Annotated in this window: 12 protein-coding genes; 4 read left to right on the top strand and 8 right to left on the bottom strand. The window is 70.0% G+C overall.

Annotation, left to right across the window (positions count from 1 at the left end; translation table 11 throughout):
* The 4 genes from pdeM to HUV06_RS08940 form a co-directional block, all read right to left on the bottom strand.
* Positions 1-545 (bottom strand): ligase-associated DNA damage response endonuclease PdeM (gene pdeM / locus HUV06_RS08925; RefSeq protein WP_254600998.1); only part of this gene is annotated, 545 nt, incomplete at its 3' end.
* 57 nt (positions 546-602) lie between these two features.
* Positions 603-2,582, bottom strand: a complete 1,980-nt coding sequence (gene rpoD, locus HUV06_RS08930; protein ID WP_174300924.1) for an RNA polymerase sigma factor RpoD — start codon at positions 2,580-2,582, stop codon at positions 603-605.
* A gap of 42 nt (positions 2,583-2,624) precedes the next feature.
* A complete protein-coding gene (dnaG, locus tag HUV06_RS08935; RefSeq protein ID WP_174300925.1) occupies positions 2,625-4,571 on the bottom strand; it encodes a DNA primase in 1,947 nt (648 codons plus the stop codon).
* Between the two features lie 10 nt (positions 4,572-4,581).
* Positions 4,582-5,178, bottom strand: coding sequence for a hypothetical protein (locus tag HUV06_RS08940; RefSeq protein WP_174300926.1), 597 nt, complete (start codon positions 5,176-5,178; stop codon positions 4,582-4,584).
* 346 nt (positions 5,179-5,524) lie between these two features.
* On the opposite strand from HUV06_RS08940, the gene HUV06_RS08945 reads away from it, so the two are divergent.
* The 3 genes from HUV06_RS08945 to HUV06_RS08955 all read left to right on the top strand — a co-directional run bounded on the left by HUV06_RS08945 (position 5,525) and on the right by HUV06_RS08955 (position 10,238).
* Complete coding sequence (locus HUV06_RS08945; protein ID WP_174300927.1) at positions 5,525-8,191, top strand: hypothetical protein; 2,667 nt, start codon at positions 5,525-5,527, stop codon at positions 8,189-8,191.
* Between the two features lie 10 nt (positions 8,192-8,201).
* Positions 8,202-9,182: an N-acetyl-D-Glu racemase DgcA gene (gene dgcA, locus HUV06_RS08950; protein ID WP_174300928.1), complete on the top strand. Its 981-nt coding sequence runs from the start codon at positions 8,202-8,204 to the stop codon at positions 9,180-9,182.
* Between the two features lie 417 nt (positions 9,183-9,599).
* Positions 9,600-10,238 carry a hypothetical protein gene (locus HUV06_RS08955; protein WP_174300929.1) on the top strand — a complete coding sequence of 213 codons (639 nt, stop codon included), beginning with the start codon at positions 9,600-9,602 and terminating at the stop codon, positions 10,236-10,238.
* Between the two features lie 409 nt (positions 10,239-10,647).
* On the opposite strand, the gene HUV06_RS08960 is transcribed toward HUV06_RS08955, so the two are convergent.
* On the bottom strand, positions 10,648-11,142 hold the full coding sequence (locus HUV06_RS08960; RefSeq protein WP_174300930.1) for a DUF427 domain-containing protein: 495 nt from the start codon (positions 11,140-11,142) through the stop codon (positions 10,648-10,650).
* A 597-nt stretch (positions 11,143-11,739) separates the two neighbouring features.
* On the opposite strand from HUV06_RS08960, the gene HUV06_RS08965 reads away from it, so the two are divergent.
* The gene (locus tag HUV06_RS08965) at positions 11,740-12,258 is read left to right on the top strand and encodes a murein L,D-transpeptidase catalytic domain family protein (RefSeq protein ID WP_217433738.1); all 519 of its coding nucleotides are present in this window, start codon (positions 11,740-11,742) and stop codon (positions 12,256-12,258) included.
* 173 nt (positions 12,259-12,431) lie between these two features.
* Here the strand turns inward: HUV06_RS08965 and HUV06_RS08970 are convergent, their stop codons facing one another.
* From HUV06_RS08970 to HUV06_RS16015, 3 genes are all read right to left on the bottom strand, one after another.
* Complete coding sequence (locus tag HUV06_RS08970; RefSeq protein ID WP_174300932.1) at positions 12,432-13,313, bottom strand: CoA ester lyase; 882 nt, start codon at positions 13,311-13,313, stop codon at positions 12,432-12,434.
* The gene (locus HUV06_RS08975) at positions 13,310-13,771 is read right to left on the bottom strand and encodes a MaoC family dehydratase (protein ID WP_174300933.1); all 462 of its coding nucleotides are present in this window, start codon (positions 13,769-13,771) and stop codon (positions 13,310-13,312) included. Before HUV06_RS08975 ends, HUV06_RS08970 begins: the two co-directional genes overlap by 4 nt.
* A 346-nt stretch (positions 13,772-14,117) precedes the next feature.
* A partial coding sequence (locus HUV06_RS16015) for a hypothetical protein (RefSeq protein WP_217433739.1) occupies positions 14,118-14,309 on the bottom strand: 192 nt, incomplete at its 5' end.

The raw sequence follows: 14,309 nt of genomic DNA on the forward strand, positions 1-14,309 counted from the left end.
CGGGCGAGCTTGATGCAGGGGTGCAGGTGGCCGGCGACCTCGCCCGGCTGACGGCCGGGCTGGGGCTCGTGGCGGAGCGTCAGGGTGGCGAGGCGCACCTCGTCGGCCACCTCGCCCGGCAGGGCCGCGCCGCGTTCGGCCAGCAGCGCCACGTCGTGGTTGCCCTCCACCCAGATGAGCGTACGGCCGAGCGCGAGCGCGGTCAGCCGAAGCCTGTGCGCCGGCGCGATCCGGCCGAGCGCACGGGCGTCGTGGAAGCTGTCGCCGAGCAGGATGACGGTGCGGGGGGCGAGGGCCACAACCTCCGCCTCCAGCCGCGCCAGGGTGTCGGCGGTGTCGTAGGGGGGCAGGAGCTGGCCGCGGGCGGCGTAGGCGGACCCCTTCTCCAGGTGCAGGTCGGCCGCGACCAGCGCCTGCTCGCCGGGCAGCCAGAGCGCGCCCGAGCAGCGGAGCGCGCACTCCGTCCCGTTCAGGTCGATCCACAGCGAACCGCAGGGCGTGGGATCCGCCAGCCGCTCCCGGTGCAGGGCGCGAAGCGCGCTCACGCGGAGCGACCCAGGAACAAAGGATGAATCACCTGCCCCGAATAGCAGGGCGCGGACTCAGCTGTCCAGGAAGCTCCGGAGCTTGCGCGAGCGGCTCGGGTGTTTCAGCTTGCGCAGCGCCTTGGCCTCGATCTGTCGGATGCGTTCGCGGGTGACGCTGAACTGCTGGCCGACCTCCTCAAGGGTGTGGTCGGTGTTCATGCCGATGCCGAAGCGCATGCGCAGCACCCGCTCCTCCCGCGGGGTGAGCGACGCCAGCACGCGAGTGGTGGTCTCACGAAGATTGCTCTGGATCGCCGCCTCGATGGGCAGGACCGCATTCTTGTCCTCGATGAAGTCACCGAGGTGGCTGTCCTCCTCGTCGCCGATGGGCGTCTCGAGCGAGATCGGCTCTTTGGCGATCTTGAGGACCTTGCGAACCTTCTCAAGCGGCATGACCAGCTTTTCGGCCAGCTCCTCCGGCGTCGGTTCACGGCCGATCTCGTGCAGCATCTGGCGCGAGGTGCGAACGATCTTGTTGATCGTCTCGATCATGTGGACCGGGATGCGGATGGTGCGCGCCTGGTCGGCGATCGAGCGGGTGATGGCCTGGCGGATCCACCAGGTGGCGTAGGTGGAGAACTTGTAGCCCCGGCGGTACTCGAACTTGTCCACCGCCTTCATCAGGCCGATGTTGCCCTCCTGGATCAGGTCCAGGAACTGCAGGCCGCGGTTGGTGTACTTCTTGGCGATGGAGATAACGAGCCGCAGGTTCGCCTCCACCATCTCCTTCTTGGCCTGGCGGGCTTCGCGCTCGCCCTTCTGCACCGTCTGGACGATCCGCCTGTAGTCGTCTATGGGCACGCCGGTCTCGGTGGCCAGCATGGCGATCTCGCCGCGGATGTCGGCGATCTGGTCGCCTTCCTTCTCGGCGAACTTGGTCCAGCGCACGCCCATGGGCTTGACCTTGTCGGTCCAGCGGGGGTCGAGCTCGGCGCCGAAATAGGCCTTCAGGAACTCGAGTCTTGAGATGCCGTAGCTGTCGGCCAGGCGCAGCAGGCGGCCCTCCAGCCCGATCAGCTTCTTGTTGATTAGGTAGAGCTGCTCGACCAGCTGCTCGATGCGGTTGTTGTTCAGCTTCAAGGTCTTGAGGTGGACGATGATGCCGCCGGACAGGTTGTCGAACGCCTTGCGGTCCTCGTCGCCCAGGTCCTTGCCTTCCAGCCGGCGCGAGACCAGCCGCTCCTGAAGCCTGCGGAAGGTCTCGAACTCCTCCGCGATGGCGTCGAGCGTCGCCATGACGCCCTCGCGCAGCTCCGCCTCCATGGCGGAGACGGTGGGACCGGCGCCGTCATCGAAGTCGTCCTCGTTCTCGCCTTCGGCCTCGCCGTCCGGGCGCGGTTCACCTGCGGGCGCGGCCTCGCCCTCGACAGGGGCTTCGGCCGGCGCGTCGCCGACCACCAGGGCGCCTTCAGCACCTGGAACGACCGCGGGATTCAGGCCGCCGTAGGTCTGCTCCAGGTCGATGATCTCGCGGAGCAGGATGCGGCTCTCGCGCAGCTCCTCGCGCCAGACCATGATGGCCTCAAATGTCAGGGCGCTTTCGCACAGGCCCCGGATCATGGTGTCGCGGCCGGCCTCGATGCGCTTGGCGATGGCGATCTCGCCCTCGCGCGACAGCAGCTCCACCGAGCCCATCTCGCGGAGATACATCCGTACGGGGTCGTCGGTGCGGTCGAACGCCGGCTTGCCATCAGTAGCAACGACGGCCGACTCCTCGCGCGCGACCACCGCGCCGCCTTCTGCCGTAGCCTCCTCGCCCGCCTCCTCGTTCTCGACGACGTTGACGCCCATCTCCGAGAGCATGGCGAGGGTGTCCTCGATCTGCTCGGAGGTGACCTCCTCGGACGGCAGCACCTTGTTCAGCTCGTCCATGGTGACGTAGCCGCGGGTCTTGGCCTGCTTGATGAACTTCTTGACACCGGCGTCGGTGAGGTCGAGCAGCGGCCCGTCGTGGGTGGTTTCCGCCGCTTCCGGCTCGGCCGTGTTGACTGTCATTCTCGTCTCCGATCCGGACGGGCGAAGCGTCCGAACACTTATTTAATGTAGGATGCGCGGGTCGAGATGTGACACCGCCCGCTCCCAAAAAGTTCCCGAACCTAGCTCTTGCCTAACAACATCCCGTTCGGCTTTGATCCGCCATAGCTCGGCGACGCGGTGCTCGGTTCGCAAGCGCCAAGCGTCGGTGAGCACCTCGAACTCGTCGGAGAGTTCTAATTTAAGGTCGCTGAGCGCTCTTTCCAGACCGGCCAATCGAGTCACCTCGTCCAAAAGCTGCGACCAAAGCTCGCGACCTGCTCGGGTGGGATAATCTGGGCTCAGGAACGGAGCATGAGCTCGAGCGGCAGCAGCCCTTATTCGATCCATCTGAGCAGAGAAGCCACGCTCGACGAGATCGTGGTGCAGCTGTTCGGCGTTGAGCTCGTCGTGGCGAATCCGAATTTGGATGAAACCGTCGGCAAAGGTGGAAAGCGACTTCTGACCAAACGTTTGCTCCTGTACTGACTCGATGCGTTGATCGGCAAACATCGGATGAAAAATCACACCGTTGGCCGCTGCCGCTGAAAACGGTGGGATAGAAGCCGAAAGCACCTTAGCGGCCCTCACACCCTCAACAGATGCACCATGTATCGGCTGACGCCTTTTTTTGTCCCATCTATACCTACTCATTACTCCCGCTGCTTGTGCGGGGCTAATGATTTGCGGCCTAGTATAGATCATAAACCGGCTGATCAATTCGTCCTTGTACTCCTCCGCTAATTCTCGATCTGCGATCAGGCCAGCAAGCTTACGCAAGGCCACCTTGAGCCCTGTGCGGCGCTCCGGCGTGTCTAGAGGCTCTGCGGCGAGGCGCTCGCGCTCGAACAAGACCTCTGCCAGCGGCTTGGTCTCGGCAAGCTGCTCCCGCAACGCTTCCGCCCCCTGCTCCCGCAGCACCTCGTCCACGTCCTTGCCGCCGGTGGGGAGGGCGAAGCGGAAAGACCGCCCGGGCTTCAGCAGCGGGAGCGCGCGGTCGATCACCTTGTGGGCGGCGCGCTGGCCGGCCGCGTCGCCGTCGAAGCAGAGCACGGGCTCGGGCGTCAGCCGCCAGAGCGCGGCCATCTGCTCCTCGGTCAGGGCGGTGCCGAGCGGGGCGACGGCGGCGATGCCGGCCCGCTGGCAGGCGATGGCGTCCATGTAGCCCTCCACGACCACCAGGGCCGCGTCCTCGCTCGCCCCGGGCGCGTGCAGCAGCTTGCGGGCCTCGGGCAGGCCGTACAACGTCGAGCCCTTGTGGAAGAGCGCGGTCTCCGGGCCGTTCAGGTACTTGGCCTTGGCCTGCGGATCGAGCGCCCGGCCGCCGAAGGAGACGATACGCCCCCGCCCGTCGGTAATCGGGAAGATGATGCGGTCGCGAAAGCGGTCGTAGGGCGCACCGCTGTCTTCTGGCGCGATCAGGAGCCCCGCTTCGACCAGCTCAGCCGGGCGCGCGCCCTTGGCGACGAGATGGTCCTTCAGCCCCGTGCGGCCGGCGGGCGCATAGCCCAGGCCGAAGCGGGCGCGCTCGGCCTCCGGCAGCCCCCGCCCGTCCAGGTAGCGGCGAGCAGGGTCGCCTGTGGGGCGGCGGAGCTGGGCCTCGAACCAGCGAGCGGCCTCCTCCATCCAGCCGTGCAGGTCCTGGCGGCGGCGCTCGGTCTCCGCCTCGCGCGGATCAGGCGTCGGCAGGGGCACACCGGCCTCGGCCGCCAGCTGCTCGATCGCCTCGCGGAAGGAGAGGCGCTGGGTCTCCTGCAGGAAGGCGATCAGGTCGCCGTGCTTGCCGGACGAGAAGTCGTGAAAAAAGCCTTTCTCGTCATTGACGTAGAAGGAGGGGCTCTTCTCCTTGGTGAAGGGCGACAGGCCGACATACTCCCGCCCCTGGCGGCGCAGCTTCACCGTGCGCCCGATCACGTCGGAAGGACGCAGCCGCGCCTTGATCTCCTCCAGGAAGCGGTCGTCGAAGCGCATCAGGCGCGCCTCACGGCGTCGGCAGGATCACGTGCGTCAGCCCCGGGCCGACATCTAGACGCTGCATGATCACCACGCCGTCGTTTGGGCCGGCGTTGTGGCCGCGAGGGCGGGCGCGAGCGATCAGGAAGTAGGGGCCGATGGGCAGGCGTGCGAAGCCCATGGCGTCGCGGGCGTCGCAGGTCGCAGTCCGCACATATCGGCCGTAGTCGATCCCCGGCCGGGCGGCGTTGCGGTTGCGCACCTCGACGGCCGGGACGACGGCCCGCGCCTGGGAGCCGTAGAGCACCTGCATCCGCTCCGCGGAATAGTGAGTGGCCGGGATCAGCGCGATCACCTGGCCCGAACAGGTCCACCGCTCGCCAGAGACCGAGCGGTAGGCGACGTGGGCGGCGATCTCGCCCGGGCCGCCGTTCACCGACCAGGCGAACTCCTGCGGGTTGAACCCGCCCTCCATCGGTCGCGCAGGCGGCGGGGGCGCATAGCCGTAGGGTGCGCCGGTCACCGGTCCGGGTCCGTTGGGCTGCATGTCCGCGCAACCGGCCAGGGCCAGCGTGCTCGCCGCCAGGAGGATCGCACCTGTCCGTACCACCGTCTTATGCCGCATGAGTTCCGCCTTCCTTCTTCCCGCCGCCGGGCGTCGATCGACATCCTATCGCCTGAGCCTCGCGGACGGGATGACGCGCATGGCCGCGACGGCCGCGCGCATTTGGCCAGGAACAGATCATACACATTAACCCTAAGAGATGATTCGTCGCTTTGCGGATCGCCGGCTTGGCCGTAACTTTTCGCCCTGTGCGCGAACTTGGCGGGGTTTGCGCATCGGGGGTGGGCCGCCGCGTCACGGGTCGGGCATGAGATCCAGCAAGCGTCGGCAACCTCAGCCTCTGAACTTCACGCCGGACGAGCCGCCGAAAGGCCGCGCCTTGTCCGACCGCGGAGGGCTAGGCCCCATGTCCAAGCCCCTGAACCCACGCGCACCCCTGCCCGAGCCCAGCGACGCACTGCTCGGCGTCAGCCCCGCCACCCGGCGCGGGGCCCCCGACGCGGGGCTGGCGCGTCATGCCTACCTGTTCGCCGGGATCGCCTCGCTCGCCTGGGCGGGCATGCTGCTGGCCTATATGATCGGCTATGTCGGGGGCCTGGACGGGCTGGCGCGCGCGCCAATGCAGCTGGCCATCATCGTGCTCTTGGCCGTGCTCCCGGCCATGTTCATCTTCGTGGGCGCGTTCGCCGCGCGGCAGGGGGCCAGGCTGGCGTCGGAGGCGCGCTGGGTGCGCAGCCTGGCCGAGGACATGATGACGCCCGCAGCGCTCGCGGCCGCCCGCACCGGCGACATCGCCGCCAGCGTCCGCATGGAGGTGGAGCGGGTCTCCGCCGCCGCGATCGCCGCCCACGGCCAGCTGATCTCGGTGCGCGACGCCCTGGCCGGCGAGACCGAGCGGCTGACAGAGACCGCCGCCCAGGCCCAGCTCACAGCCCGCACAGTGGGCGAGACCCTGACCCGGGAGCGTGAGGAGGTGACGGGGCTGCTGGCCTCGTTGCGCGATCATGCAGAGGGGCTTGCCTCGGGCGTGGAGAGGCAGAGCCGGCTGGTGGCCGAGGCGTCCGACTTGGCGCGGAGCCAACTGCAGGAGGCGGAAGCCACGCTGGCCTCGGGCGCCGAGCGCCTGGCCGCGGCCAGCACCGACGCCGGGACCGCCGCGCGCGAGGCCGGTGAGGGACTGACCCACCAGGCCGAGCGGCTCGACGTGGCCGCCGCCGCCCTGTCGGAACGGCTGCGCTTCCTGGAGGCGCGGCTGAACGAGCAGCGGCATGCGCTCTCCAACCTGCTCTCCACCCTAGACACCGACCAGGACGACCTGGCGGCGCGGCTGGAGACACACCAGGCCCGGATGACGGAGGTGATCGCCGACGCCCGGACCGGAGTGGGCGAGCTCTCCGCCGCCTCCGCGGACGGCGCCGAGGCGCTGCGGGGCGTGATCGGCTTCGCCCGCGACGAGACGCAGCAGCTGGCCGCGCGCGTGCGGGCTGAACAGGGGGCGCTGCGCACCGAGGCGGTGGAGGCGCGCCAGGAGGCCCAGGCCGAGCTGCATCGCACCCTGGACGCCCTCGCCCGCGCCGGGGAGGACGCCCGCCGCACCCTGGCGGCCGAGGCGCAAGCCGCCCAGACTACCGCAAGCGTCCGTGTCGGCGCGGCGCGCATGGAGGTGGAGCAACTGGGCGAGCTGGCCTTCGCCGCCGGCCAGCGCGCCGACCAGGCCTTCCAGACCCGGCTGGGCGACGCCCGGCGCATGATCGACCAGACCGCCGCCCTGGTGGAGGAGGCGGGCGCGCGCGCCGGCCAGCGCATCGAGGCGGGCCTGGGCGCCAGCCGCGGGGCGCTGGGCGATCTGGCAGGAGCCTTGGGCGAGATCGACGCCCAGCTCGCGCGCCTGCCCGACGCCGCGCGCCAGCAGGCCGAAGCCGTGCGCGCCGGAGTGGAGCGGAGCCTGGCCGACCTCACCGCGTCCGCGAGGCGGGCGACCGAGGAGACCCAGGCCATCGACGCGGCCTTCCAGGACCGCATCCGGCGCAATTACGAGACGCTGAGCGAGGCCGTGCGGCTGATGGGCCGGGTGGCCGGAGCGGTCGACTTCAGCCGCGACCTGGCGCCGCCGCGGGGCGCCGGCCCTGCGCCGCCCTCCTCCGCCCCGTCTTCAACCGCGCCAACCACAGGGGCCTCCGCGTCAGCCGCCGCCGAGCCGGTCGTCCCGGCGGCCCGCGTTGAGGACGCCGCAAGTCCCGAGCCATCCCTCACCGGCTTCGACCCTTTCGCAGCCCTGCGACGGTCGCCGGAGCCTGCCCCTCGTCCCGAACTCCCGCTGCCTGCGGAGCGCAAAGCGGCTTTCGCGGCTCGAGCGTCGGTCCCCTCCCCCGTGTTCGGCCGCGCCGCGGCTCGGGAGGCGGAGGCCGCGGCCCTTGCGTCGGCCGGCCCCGCCGACCTGCTCCTGGAGCCTGTGCGAGGCGCCGAACTGGTCGCCGTAGAGCCGTTGGCCGCCGAGCCGGCTGCGCCCGAGCCGGGCCTGCGGCCGCGGCTGAAGTTCACGCCGACGGAGGCCGACGAAGCGCTGAAGGCGGTGTTCGCCCCCTCGGCTCCCCGGCCCGAACCGGAAGCCGCCACCGCCGCCCGGGCGGCGAGCGGCCGCAGCGAGTGGGACTCCGAGCTGGACGAGTGGACCTGGAAGGACCTGCTCACCTCCATGGACGATGCGCCCAAGGACACCGACGCCCTGGCCTCGCAGATGGTGCAGGAGATCGAGGCGCTGGGGGTGGACGCCGCGGCCCTGCTGCCCCGGACGCGGCTGGAGGACGTCGCCGTCTCGCTGAGCTCGGGCGACGCCCCCGCGGCCCGCGACGCGGTGCGCCGCCTGGCTCCCGCCGCCATCCGCCGCCTGTCGCGACGGGTGCTCACCGACAAGGGGCTGCGCGAGCAGGTCGACCGCTTCGTCGGCCGCTACCAGGCCCTGCTGGGCGACGGCGGCGGCGGCGCCCAGGACGTGCAGGCGGCCACGACCCTGCTCGCCACCGACGCCGGACGGGCCTACCTGCTGCTGGAAGCCGCCGTGGGCGACTTCTGAAGCCCGACCGATGCGCAGCCTGACCGTCGCCGAAGAGCGCTGGCCCATCGCCGGCGCCTTCGTCATCGCCCGCGGGGCCAAGACCGAGGCGCGCGTGCTGGTGGCCGAGATCGCCGATGGCCCGCACCGCGGCAGGGGAGAGTCCACGCCCTACCCCCGCTATGGCGAGAGCGTGGAGGGCTGCCTGGCCCAGATCGAGCAGGTCCGCGCCGCCGTCGAGGTGGGCGCCGGGCGTGCGGAGCTGCAGGACCTGCTGGCGCCCGGGGCGGCCCGCAACGCGCTCGACTGCGCCCTCTGGGACCTGGAGGCGAAGACGGCCGGCGTGCGCGCCTGGACGCTGGCCGGCCTTCCCCGCCTGGAACCCGTGCAGACCTGCTACACCCTCAGCCTCGGCCCGGCGGCGGAGATGGCGCAGGCGGCTCGGGCGGCGGCGCACCGCCCAATGCTGAAGCTGAAGATCGGCGGGGCGGACGACCTGGACCGGGTGGAGGCGGTGCGCGCCGCCGCCCCGCGGTCCGCCCTGGTGGTGGACGCCAATGAGGCGCTGAACCTCGACACGCTGCGCCGGCTGGCGCCGGAGTTCGCGCGCCTGGGCGTTGTGCTGATCGAGCAGCCGCTCCCCGCCGGCGACGATGCGGCGCTCGAGGGCTATGCCAGCCCGGTGCCGCTCTGCGCCGACGAGTCCCTGCGCACCCGCAGCCAGCTTGACGCCTGCGCCCGCCGCTACGGCTGCGTGAACATCAAGCTGGACAAGGCCGGCGGCCTGACCGAGGCCCTGGCCCTGCGCGAGGCCGCTCGCGCCAAGGGGCTCGAGATCATGGCCGGCTGCATGGTCGCCACCTCGCTGGCCATGGCCCCGGCCCTGCTGATCGCCCAACAGGCCGCGGTGGTGGACCTGGACGGTCCCCTGCTGCTGGCCCGGGACCGGGAGCCCGGACTGGCCATCACGGACTCGCTGATCTCCCCACCGGAGGCCAGGCTCTGGGGATGAGGAGCCGCCGCCGGCCATGAGGCACGAGGCAGCGCAGGCTGGACCCTTCGGGCGTATCGACCGGCGGCCCGGGTTGGAGCAGGGTAGGCCTATGCCGGGTCGCCCCTTCGCCTTCCAGCTTCTTCGGCGCGCCGCCAGCCGGCTGGGCGCCGCCTCGCGGTGCGTCCTGCCCGGGCTGGTCGCCGCAGCGGCCCCGGCCTTGGCCCTGGCGCAGGATGAGCCTGTCAATCCCGACACGACCACGGTCACCGCCAGGTACATGGCGACAGTGGCCAGCCACGAGCTGAGCGACCCCACCTACATGCCCGCCCCGGCGAGCTGTTCGGGAGCAGCGAGCTCAGTTACGAGGCGCTGCATACCGACACCTACAACGCGCCCGGCGCGCTCTCCTCGCGTCAGGGCGCCGACACCACCGACGTGATCCAGCGCTTCTCTTACGGCGTGATCCGCAACCTTGCGGTCTCGGCCGAGGTCAATGCGGGATCGGAGTCGGTCAGGGACGAGCTGGCCGGCGGATCGACACGGGCGTCCAGGCGCGACGGCTTCGCCGAGCCGATCTTCTCCTCCATGTACCGGGCGCTCCGCCAGGGCGCCTTCCCCGTCACCCTGGACATCTCGGGCGCCTATGCGCCCGATCTGATCAGCGCCCGCGCCGCCAGCGCCACGGCGGAGGGCTCGCTCGCGCGGGGTGGCGACTTGATCGAGCTGACCGCGGCGGTCGCGCGGGTCAGCGCCTCCGAGACCGTCCAGGCTCACGTGCGCGCCGACCACTACGGAAACGCCGACCGGGAGAACGCCTCGGGCTTCAACATCGACACGGCAAGCTACTGGAGCCCCTCGATCGGCCTCGCCACGCAGACGCGCTTCACGCCGCGCCTCGCGCTCAACCTGAACGGCGACTACGTCTTCCGCGAGACCACCAGCCTCTACAACGCCCAGAGCGGTCTGAACGCGGTCAATGGCTTGGGCTCATCGGGACAGGTGAGCGCCGAACTCGTCTACCGCGTCATTCCCTTCCGGCTCGATGCATCGGTGGAATACGGCCACACCTTCTAGGGCCGCGCCTGTACCGGCTACGACGCGGACCCTGCGGACGACGTCAATTCGAACAGGTCCGAAGACCGTGTCTTCCTTCGGCTGCGCTATCGCGTCCGCTGAGGCGCCCAACCCAAACCGCCAGACCTCGCCTGCGACACAAGGCGACCGAGCCGCCGTACACGTCGCCGCTGTTGGTGAAGGTTCCGCCGCCATGGCCGCCTGGCCCCCCACGCCTCAGGTGCGGCCCTGCACCCGAGCGCGCCCATCGCGGACGCCGCGCCCCTGATCGCCGTCGGCCATGGCTGAGGGGCGGCGTCCCCGACAGGCGCGCCGTATCCCTGGCGCAGACGAGCAGAGCCGCCGCGCAGCGACCGGGCCCTTGCGGCCTGGCCGAGGGCGGCCTGGCCGAGGGCGGCCTGGCCGAGGGTCACCAGGACTGGCTGCCCGGCCCTCCCTTGAACGGTCCCGCCTCTCGGGCCGTGATCCAGCCGCCATAGAAGCCGCCGGGCTGCGGCCTCACCTGCTCACCATCGACCGTGCAGCTGTCGAAGGGCGCGGCGTAGAAGGCCAGATGATCCTTCAGCAGATCGAAGCCGGGCGTGGGCGCCGGATAGCTCCAGGCGGCCGAGTCCAAGCGCTCGCCGGGAACCTCAACGTCGTAATAGACCGCCCAGCCCTTCCACTCGCAGAACGAGCGGCGATCGACCGGACGGAGCACGGACGGCGCGACGTCTGCGCGGGGGACATAGTAGGTCGGCGGATGGCTGGTCTCCAGAGTCCGCACGCCCTGGACGGTGTCGGCCACGACCACGCCCCGATGCACGATCCGCAGGCGCCTGGAGGTAGGCTCGGCGATCGCCGGCCGGGGATAGGCCCAGACGCTCTCCTGGCCCGGCCCCGCCGGATCAGCCCGGGGCCTCACAGGCCTGCGCCCTTGAAGGCCGAGTCCTCATCGGCAGAGAACGGCGACGTCGACACGCCTGGCCTGCGCCTGACTTCCGCGCGCATCGCTTGCATGGGCGCAGTCCTGACCCGCGGGCCGCCTGCCCACCTGTCGAGCTACTACGGGCCGTGACCATGGCGGTTCCAGATCGACGGCCTTTATGTTCGACCGGCTCAGAGACCGGGGCGGGCGGCAGGGGTGGCTGAACTGGGACGGCGACCTGTTCTACATCCCGCTGGCCAACGCCACATCACCAACCTGACCCTTGGCCACGGAGCAGCTAGCTTCCGCCCCAGGCCGCCTAGGTGGCGGCGGGCGGCGCTGTACAAGCAGGATCACGCGGGCACGGCGCCGGTCTGAGCGGGTGCGACATCTTGCTGCCCCTCCTCTTCATCGCCGCTTACAGACGATAAACTCACACAGTGAATCGTAGCGTCGGTCGATCGCTTGGTCTCCGCCGCGCCGTTCGAGGGTTTCGCCTTGCATACGCATCGATCCGAGCCATCCGCTCGCAGTCGCCGCCGCTTCCTGCAGGCGTCGGTCGCTTCGCTGGGTGTCGCTGCGCTGGCGAGCAAGGTGCGCGCTGGCGAAGCCGACGCGGTGGTCGCCGCCGCCAGGGCGGGTCTCAGCCGGGCTGGAGCCCGGACAACTCGTGCCGACATCGTAGGCGTGGCCGACTTCACCAAGCCCTCCCGCAGCCCGCGTTTCCACCTCGTGGAGATGGCGACCGGCAAGGTGGACACCCTGCTGGTGGCGCACGGCCGCGGATCCGATCCGGAGCATACGGGCTGGCTTCAGAGCTTCTCCAACCTGCCCGGGTCTGAAGCGACCTCGGCCGGCGACTACTTGACCGGCGACTACTACATCGGCGGGCATGGACCTTCCATGCGCCTGCACGGGCTCGACGCGACCAACTGCAACGCCGAAGCGCGCGAGATCGTGGTCCACGCGGCCTGGTACGTCGGCCCCGACATGGTCCTTGAGCACGGTCGGCTTGGTCGTAGCGAAGGCTGTTTCGCCGTCAGCCCCGCCGACCTGCCCAAGGTGCTCTACCGCCTGGGACCTGGCCGCCTGCTGGTGGCGACCCGGCTCTAGAGACCCAGCCGCACTTGGCGGCGTCCCGGCCGCCTTTATCCCGAACAAGGACGCTCTTCTCGCGGACGGCAGGGCAGGCGCTTACTCCAGGCCGACTGCTTTCAGGGCGACGGAACCGACTTCGGCCGGCTTGCTTTGCATCGGAATTCTCCCGCCCGGGCTTTAGGTGGGCGTCAGGCGCTCGACCCGGCCGCAGCGAGGACCTGCCTGGCTTGTTTGAGGTGGGGGATGTCGAGCATGCGCCCATCCAGGCTCACCGTGCCTGCAGATGGGTGGGCGTCGAAAGCGGCGACCACTTGGCGCGCGAAATCGATCTCGTCCGCGGAGGGACGAAACGCTGCATTGATCACCGCGACCTGGGCCGGATGGATCGCGAGGCGCCCGGTGAAGCCCTCCGCACGTGCCGCCTGGCACGATGTCCGCAGGCCTTCCTCGTCGCGGAAATCGACGTAGAGCGTGTCGATGGCCTGGACCCGGGCGGCCCGGGCGCCCAGCAAGGTCAGCGACCGCACCATGCGGAAGGTCAGCGCCCAGCGCCCGGTCTCGTCGAGGTTGGTGCTGGCGCCGAGGGCCGTGGCCAGGTCCTCCGCCCCCCAGGTGAGGCCGGCCAGCCGAGGAAGGGTCGCCTTTGCATAGTCGCCAAGCTGGAATGGCGCCGCTGGGGTTTCAGTGGCAACCGGAACGATGCGGATCGCGCCGGCTTTGACGCCGTGCTGGGCCTCCAACGCGTCGAGATAGTGCGACAGTCGCTCCACGTCGGCAGGCCCGCCCGCCTTCGGGATCATGACGCCATCCGGACGGCCCGGAACGATGGCGATGAGATCTTCCAGCGCCAGACCGCTGTCGAGGGGATTGATCCGCACCCATAGCTGTGAAGGCCGCGGTCGGGAATGCGCGTCCAGGAAGCCGGCCACCAGGGCCCGGGCCGCGGGCTTGGCCTTAGCCGCCACCGAGTCCTCCAAATCCAGGATCAGCACGTCCGCCCCGCTGGCGTCCGCCTTGCCGAGCTTCCTCTCGCTGTCGCCGGGAACGAACAGCCAGGACCGCAGGGTCATTGGCCGCTCGGCCGCCGGCGCTGCAGGCCCGATCGCTTGCAGCTCGCAACCAGTTCGTCGCGCTGATTGTAAGCCCTGTGCTCGAAGGTGACGATGCCCTGGTCGGGGCGCGAACGGCTATCGCGCAGCTCGATCACCTCGGTCTCCACGCGCACGGTATCCCCGTGGAAAAGCGGCTTCGGGAAGCGCACCTCGTCCCATCCCAGGTTGGCGACCGCGGTGCCTAGCGTGGTGTCGCCGACCGAGATGCCGACCATCAGCCCCAGGGTGAAGCAGCTGTTGACGATGCGGCGGCCGAACTCCGTCTGCGTACGGCAATACTCCTCATCGAGGTGGAGCAGCGCGGGATTGTGGGTCAAAGCCGTGAACAGCACGTTGTCCGATTCGGTCACCGTGCGACGGATGGCGTGATCGAAGGTCTGTCCGACCTGAAGCTCGTCGAACCACTTCCCACTCATCGTCGCTCCTCACGGTGGCTGGCTGGCATCATCGCATGTCTTACGAGGAAACAGCAGTCCGCCAGGAGCGAGGCCGTCTCGGGTATTCACCGTCCTCGCTGGTCCTGAGCCAGAGAAGCTTCGCGCCGGGGAAGGAGGGGGGCAAAGGCCGGGCATGCGAGCCAGCCCCGGCCTCCGGTCACGTCTCCCTACAGGCCAGACGAGACCGCAGGAAAGCATCGGGGCTGGAAGGATGGGAGGCCTCGCGCAGGCATCGAGATGCCGAGGAGGTCGCCGGGGCACGCGTACGGCCCGAGCCGACCCTTCCGCACCTTAGCCGGGCGACCCGTTCGCACGGCGTTGCGAGCTACGGAAGTTCCACGATCTGAGTAGCGAACGAAACGCCCACGTCGCCATGGCCGGCTGAGAACGTCACGCCCGCCAAAGGCGGCGCCGCCTTGTAGGACGGCACGCGCAACATGAAGCCGACCGTCTCTCCCGGCTTCAGGGCGCGAACGAGCGTAGCGACGCCCGCCGGTGTCGTAGGCGTCTTCACGAT

This window comes from Caulobacter sp. S45, assembly GCF_903642205.1.
Lineage (GTDB): Bacteria > Pseudomonadota > Alphaproteobacteria > Caulobacterales > Caulobacteraceae > CAHJWH01.

Bases quoted from the DNA above. Each gene is read 5' to 3' on its own strand.
- dgcA (WP_174300928.1), top strand. From the start codon at position 8,202: ATGCGCAGCCTGACCGTCGCCGAAGAGCGCTGGCCCATCGCCGGCGCC.
- HUV06_RS08940 (WP_174300926.1), bottom strand. From the start codon at position 5,178: ATGCGGCATAAGACGGTGGTACGGACAGGTGCGATCCTCCTGGCGGCG.
- dnaG (WP_174300925.1), bottom strand. From the start codon at position 4,571: ATGCGCTTCGACGACCGCTTCCTGGAGGAGATCAAGGCGCGGCTGCGT.
- HUV06_RS08945 (WP_174300927.1), top strand. From the start codon at position 5,525: ATGTCCAAGCCCCTGAACCCACGCGCACCCCTGCCCGAGCCCAGCGAC.
- HUV06_RS08975 (WP_174300933.1), bottom strand. From the start codon at position 13,771: ATGAGTGGGAAGTGGTTCGACGAGCTTCAGGTCGGACAGACCTTCGAT.
- rpoD (WP_174300924.1), bottom strand. From the start codon at position 2,582: ATGACAGTCAACACGGCCGAGCCGGAAGCGGCGGAAACCACCCACGAC.
- HUV06_RS08970 (WP_174300932.1), bottom strand. From the start codon at position 13,313: ATGACCCTGCGGTCCTGGCTGTTCGTTCCCGGCGACAGCGAGAGGAAG.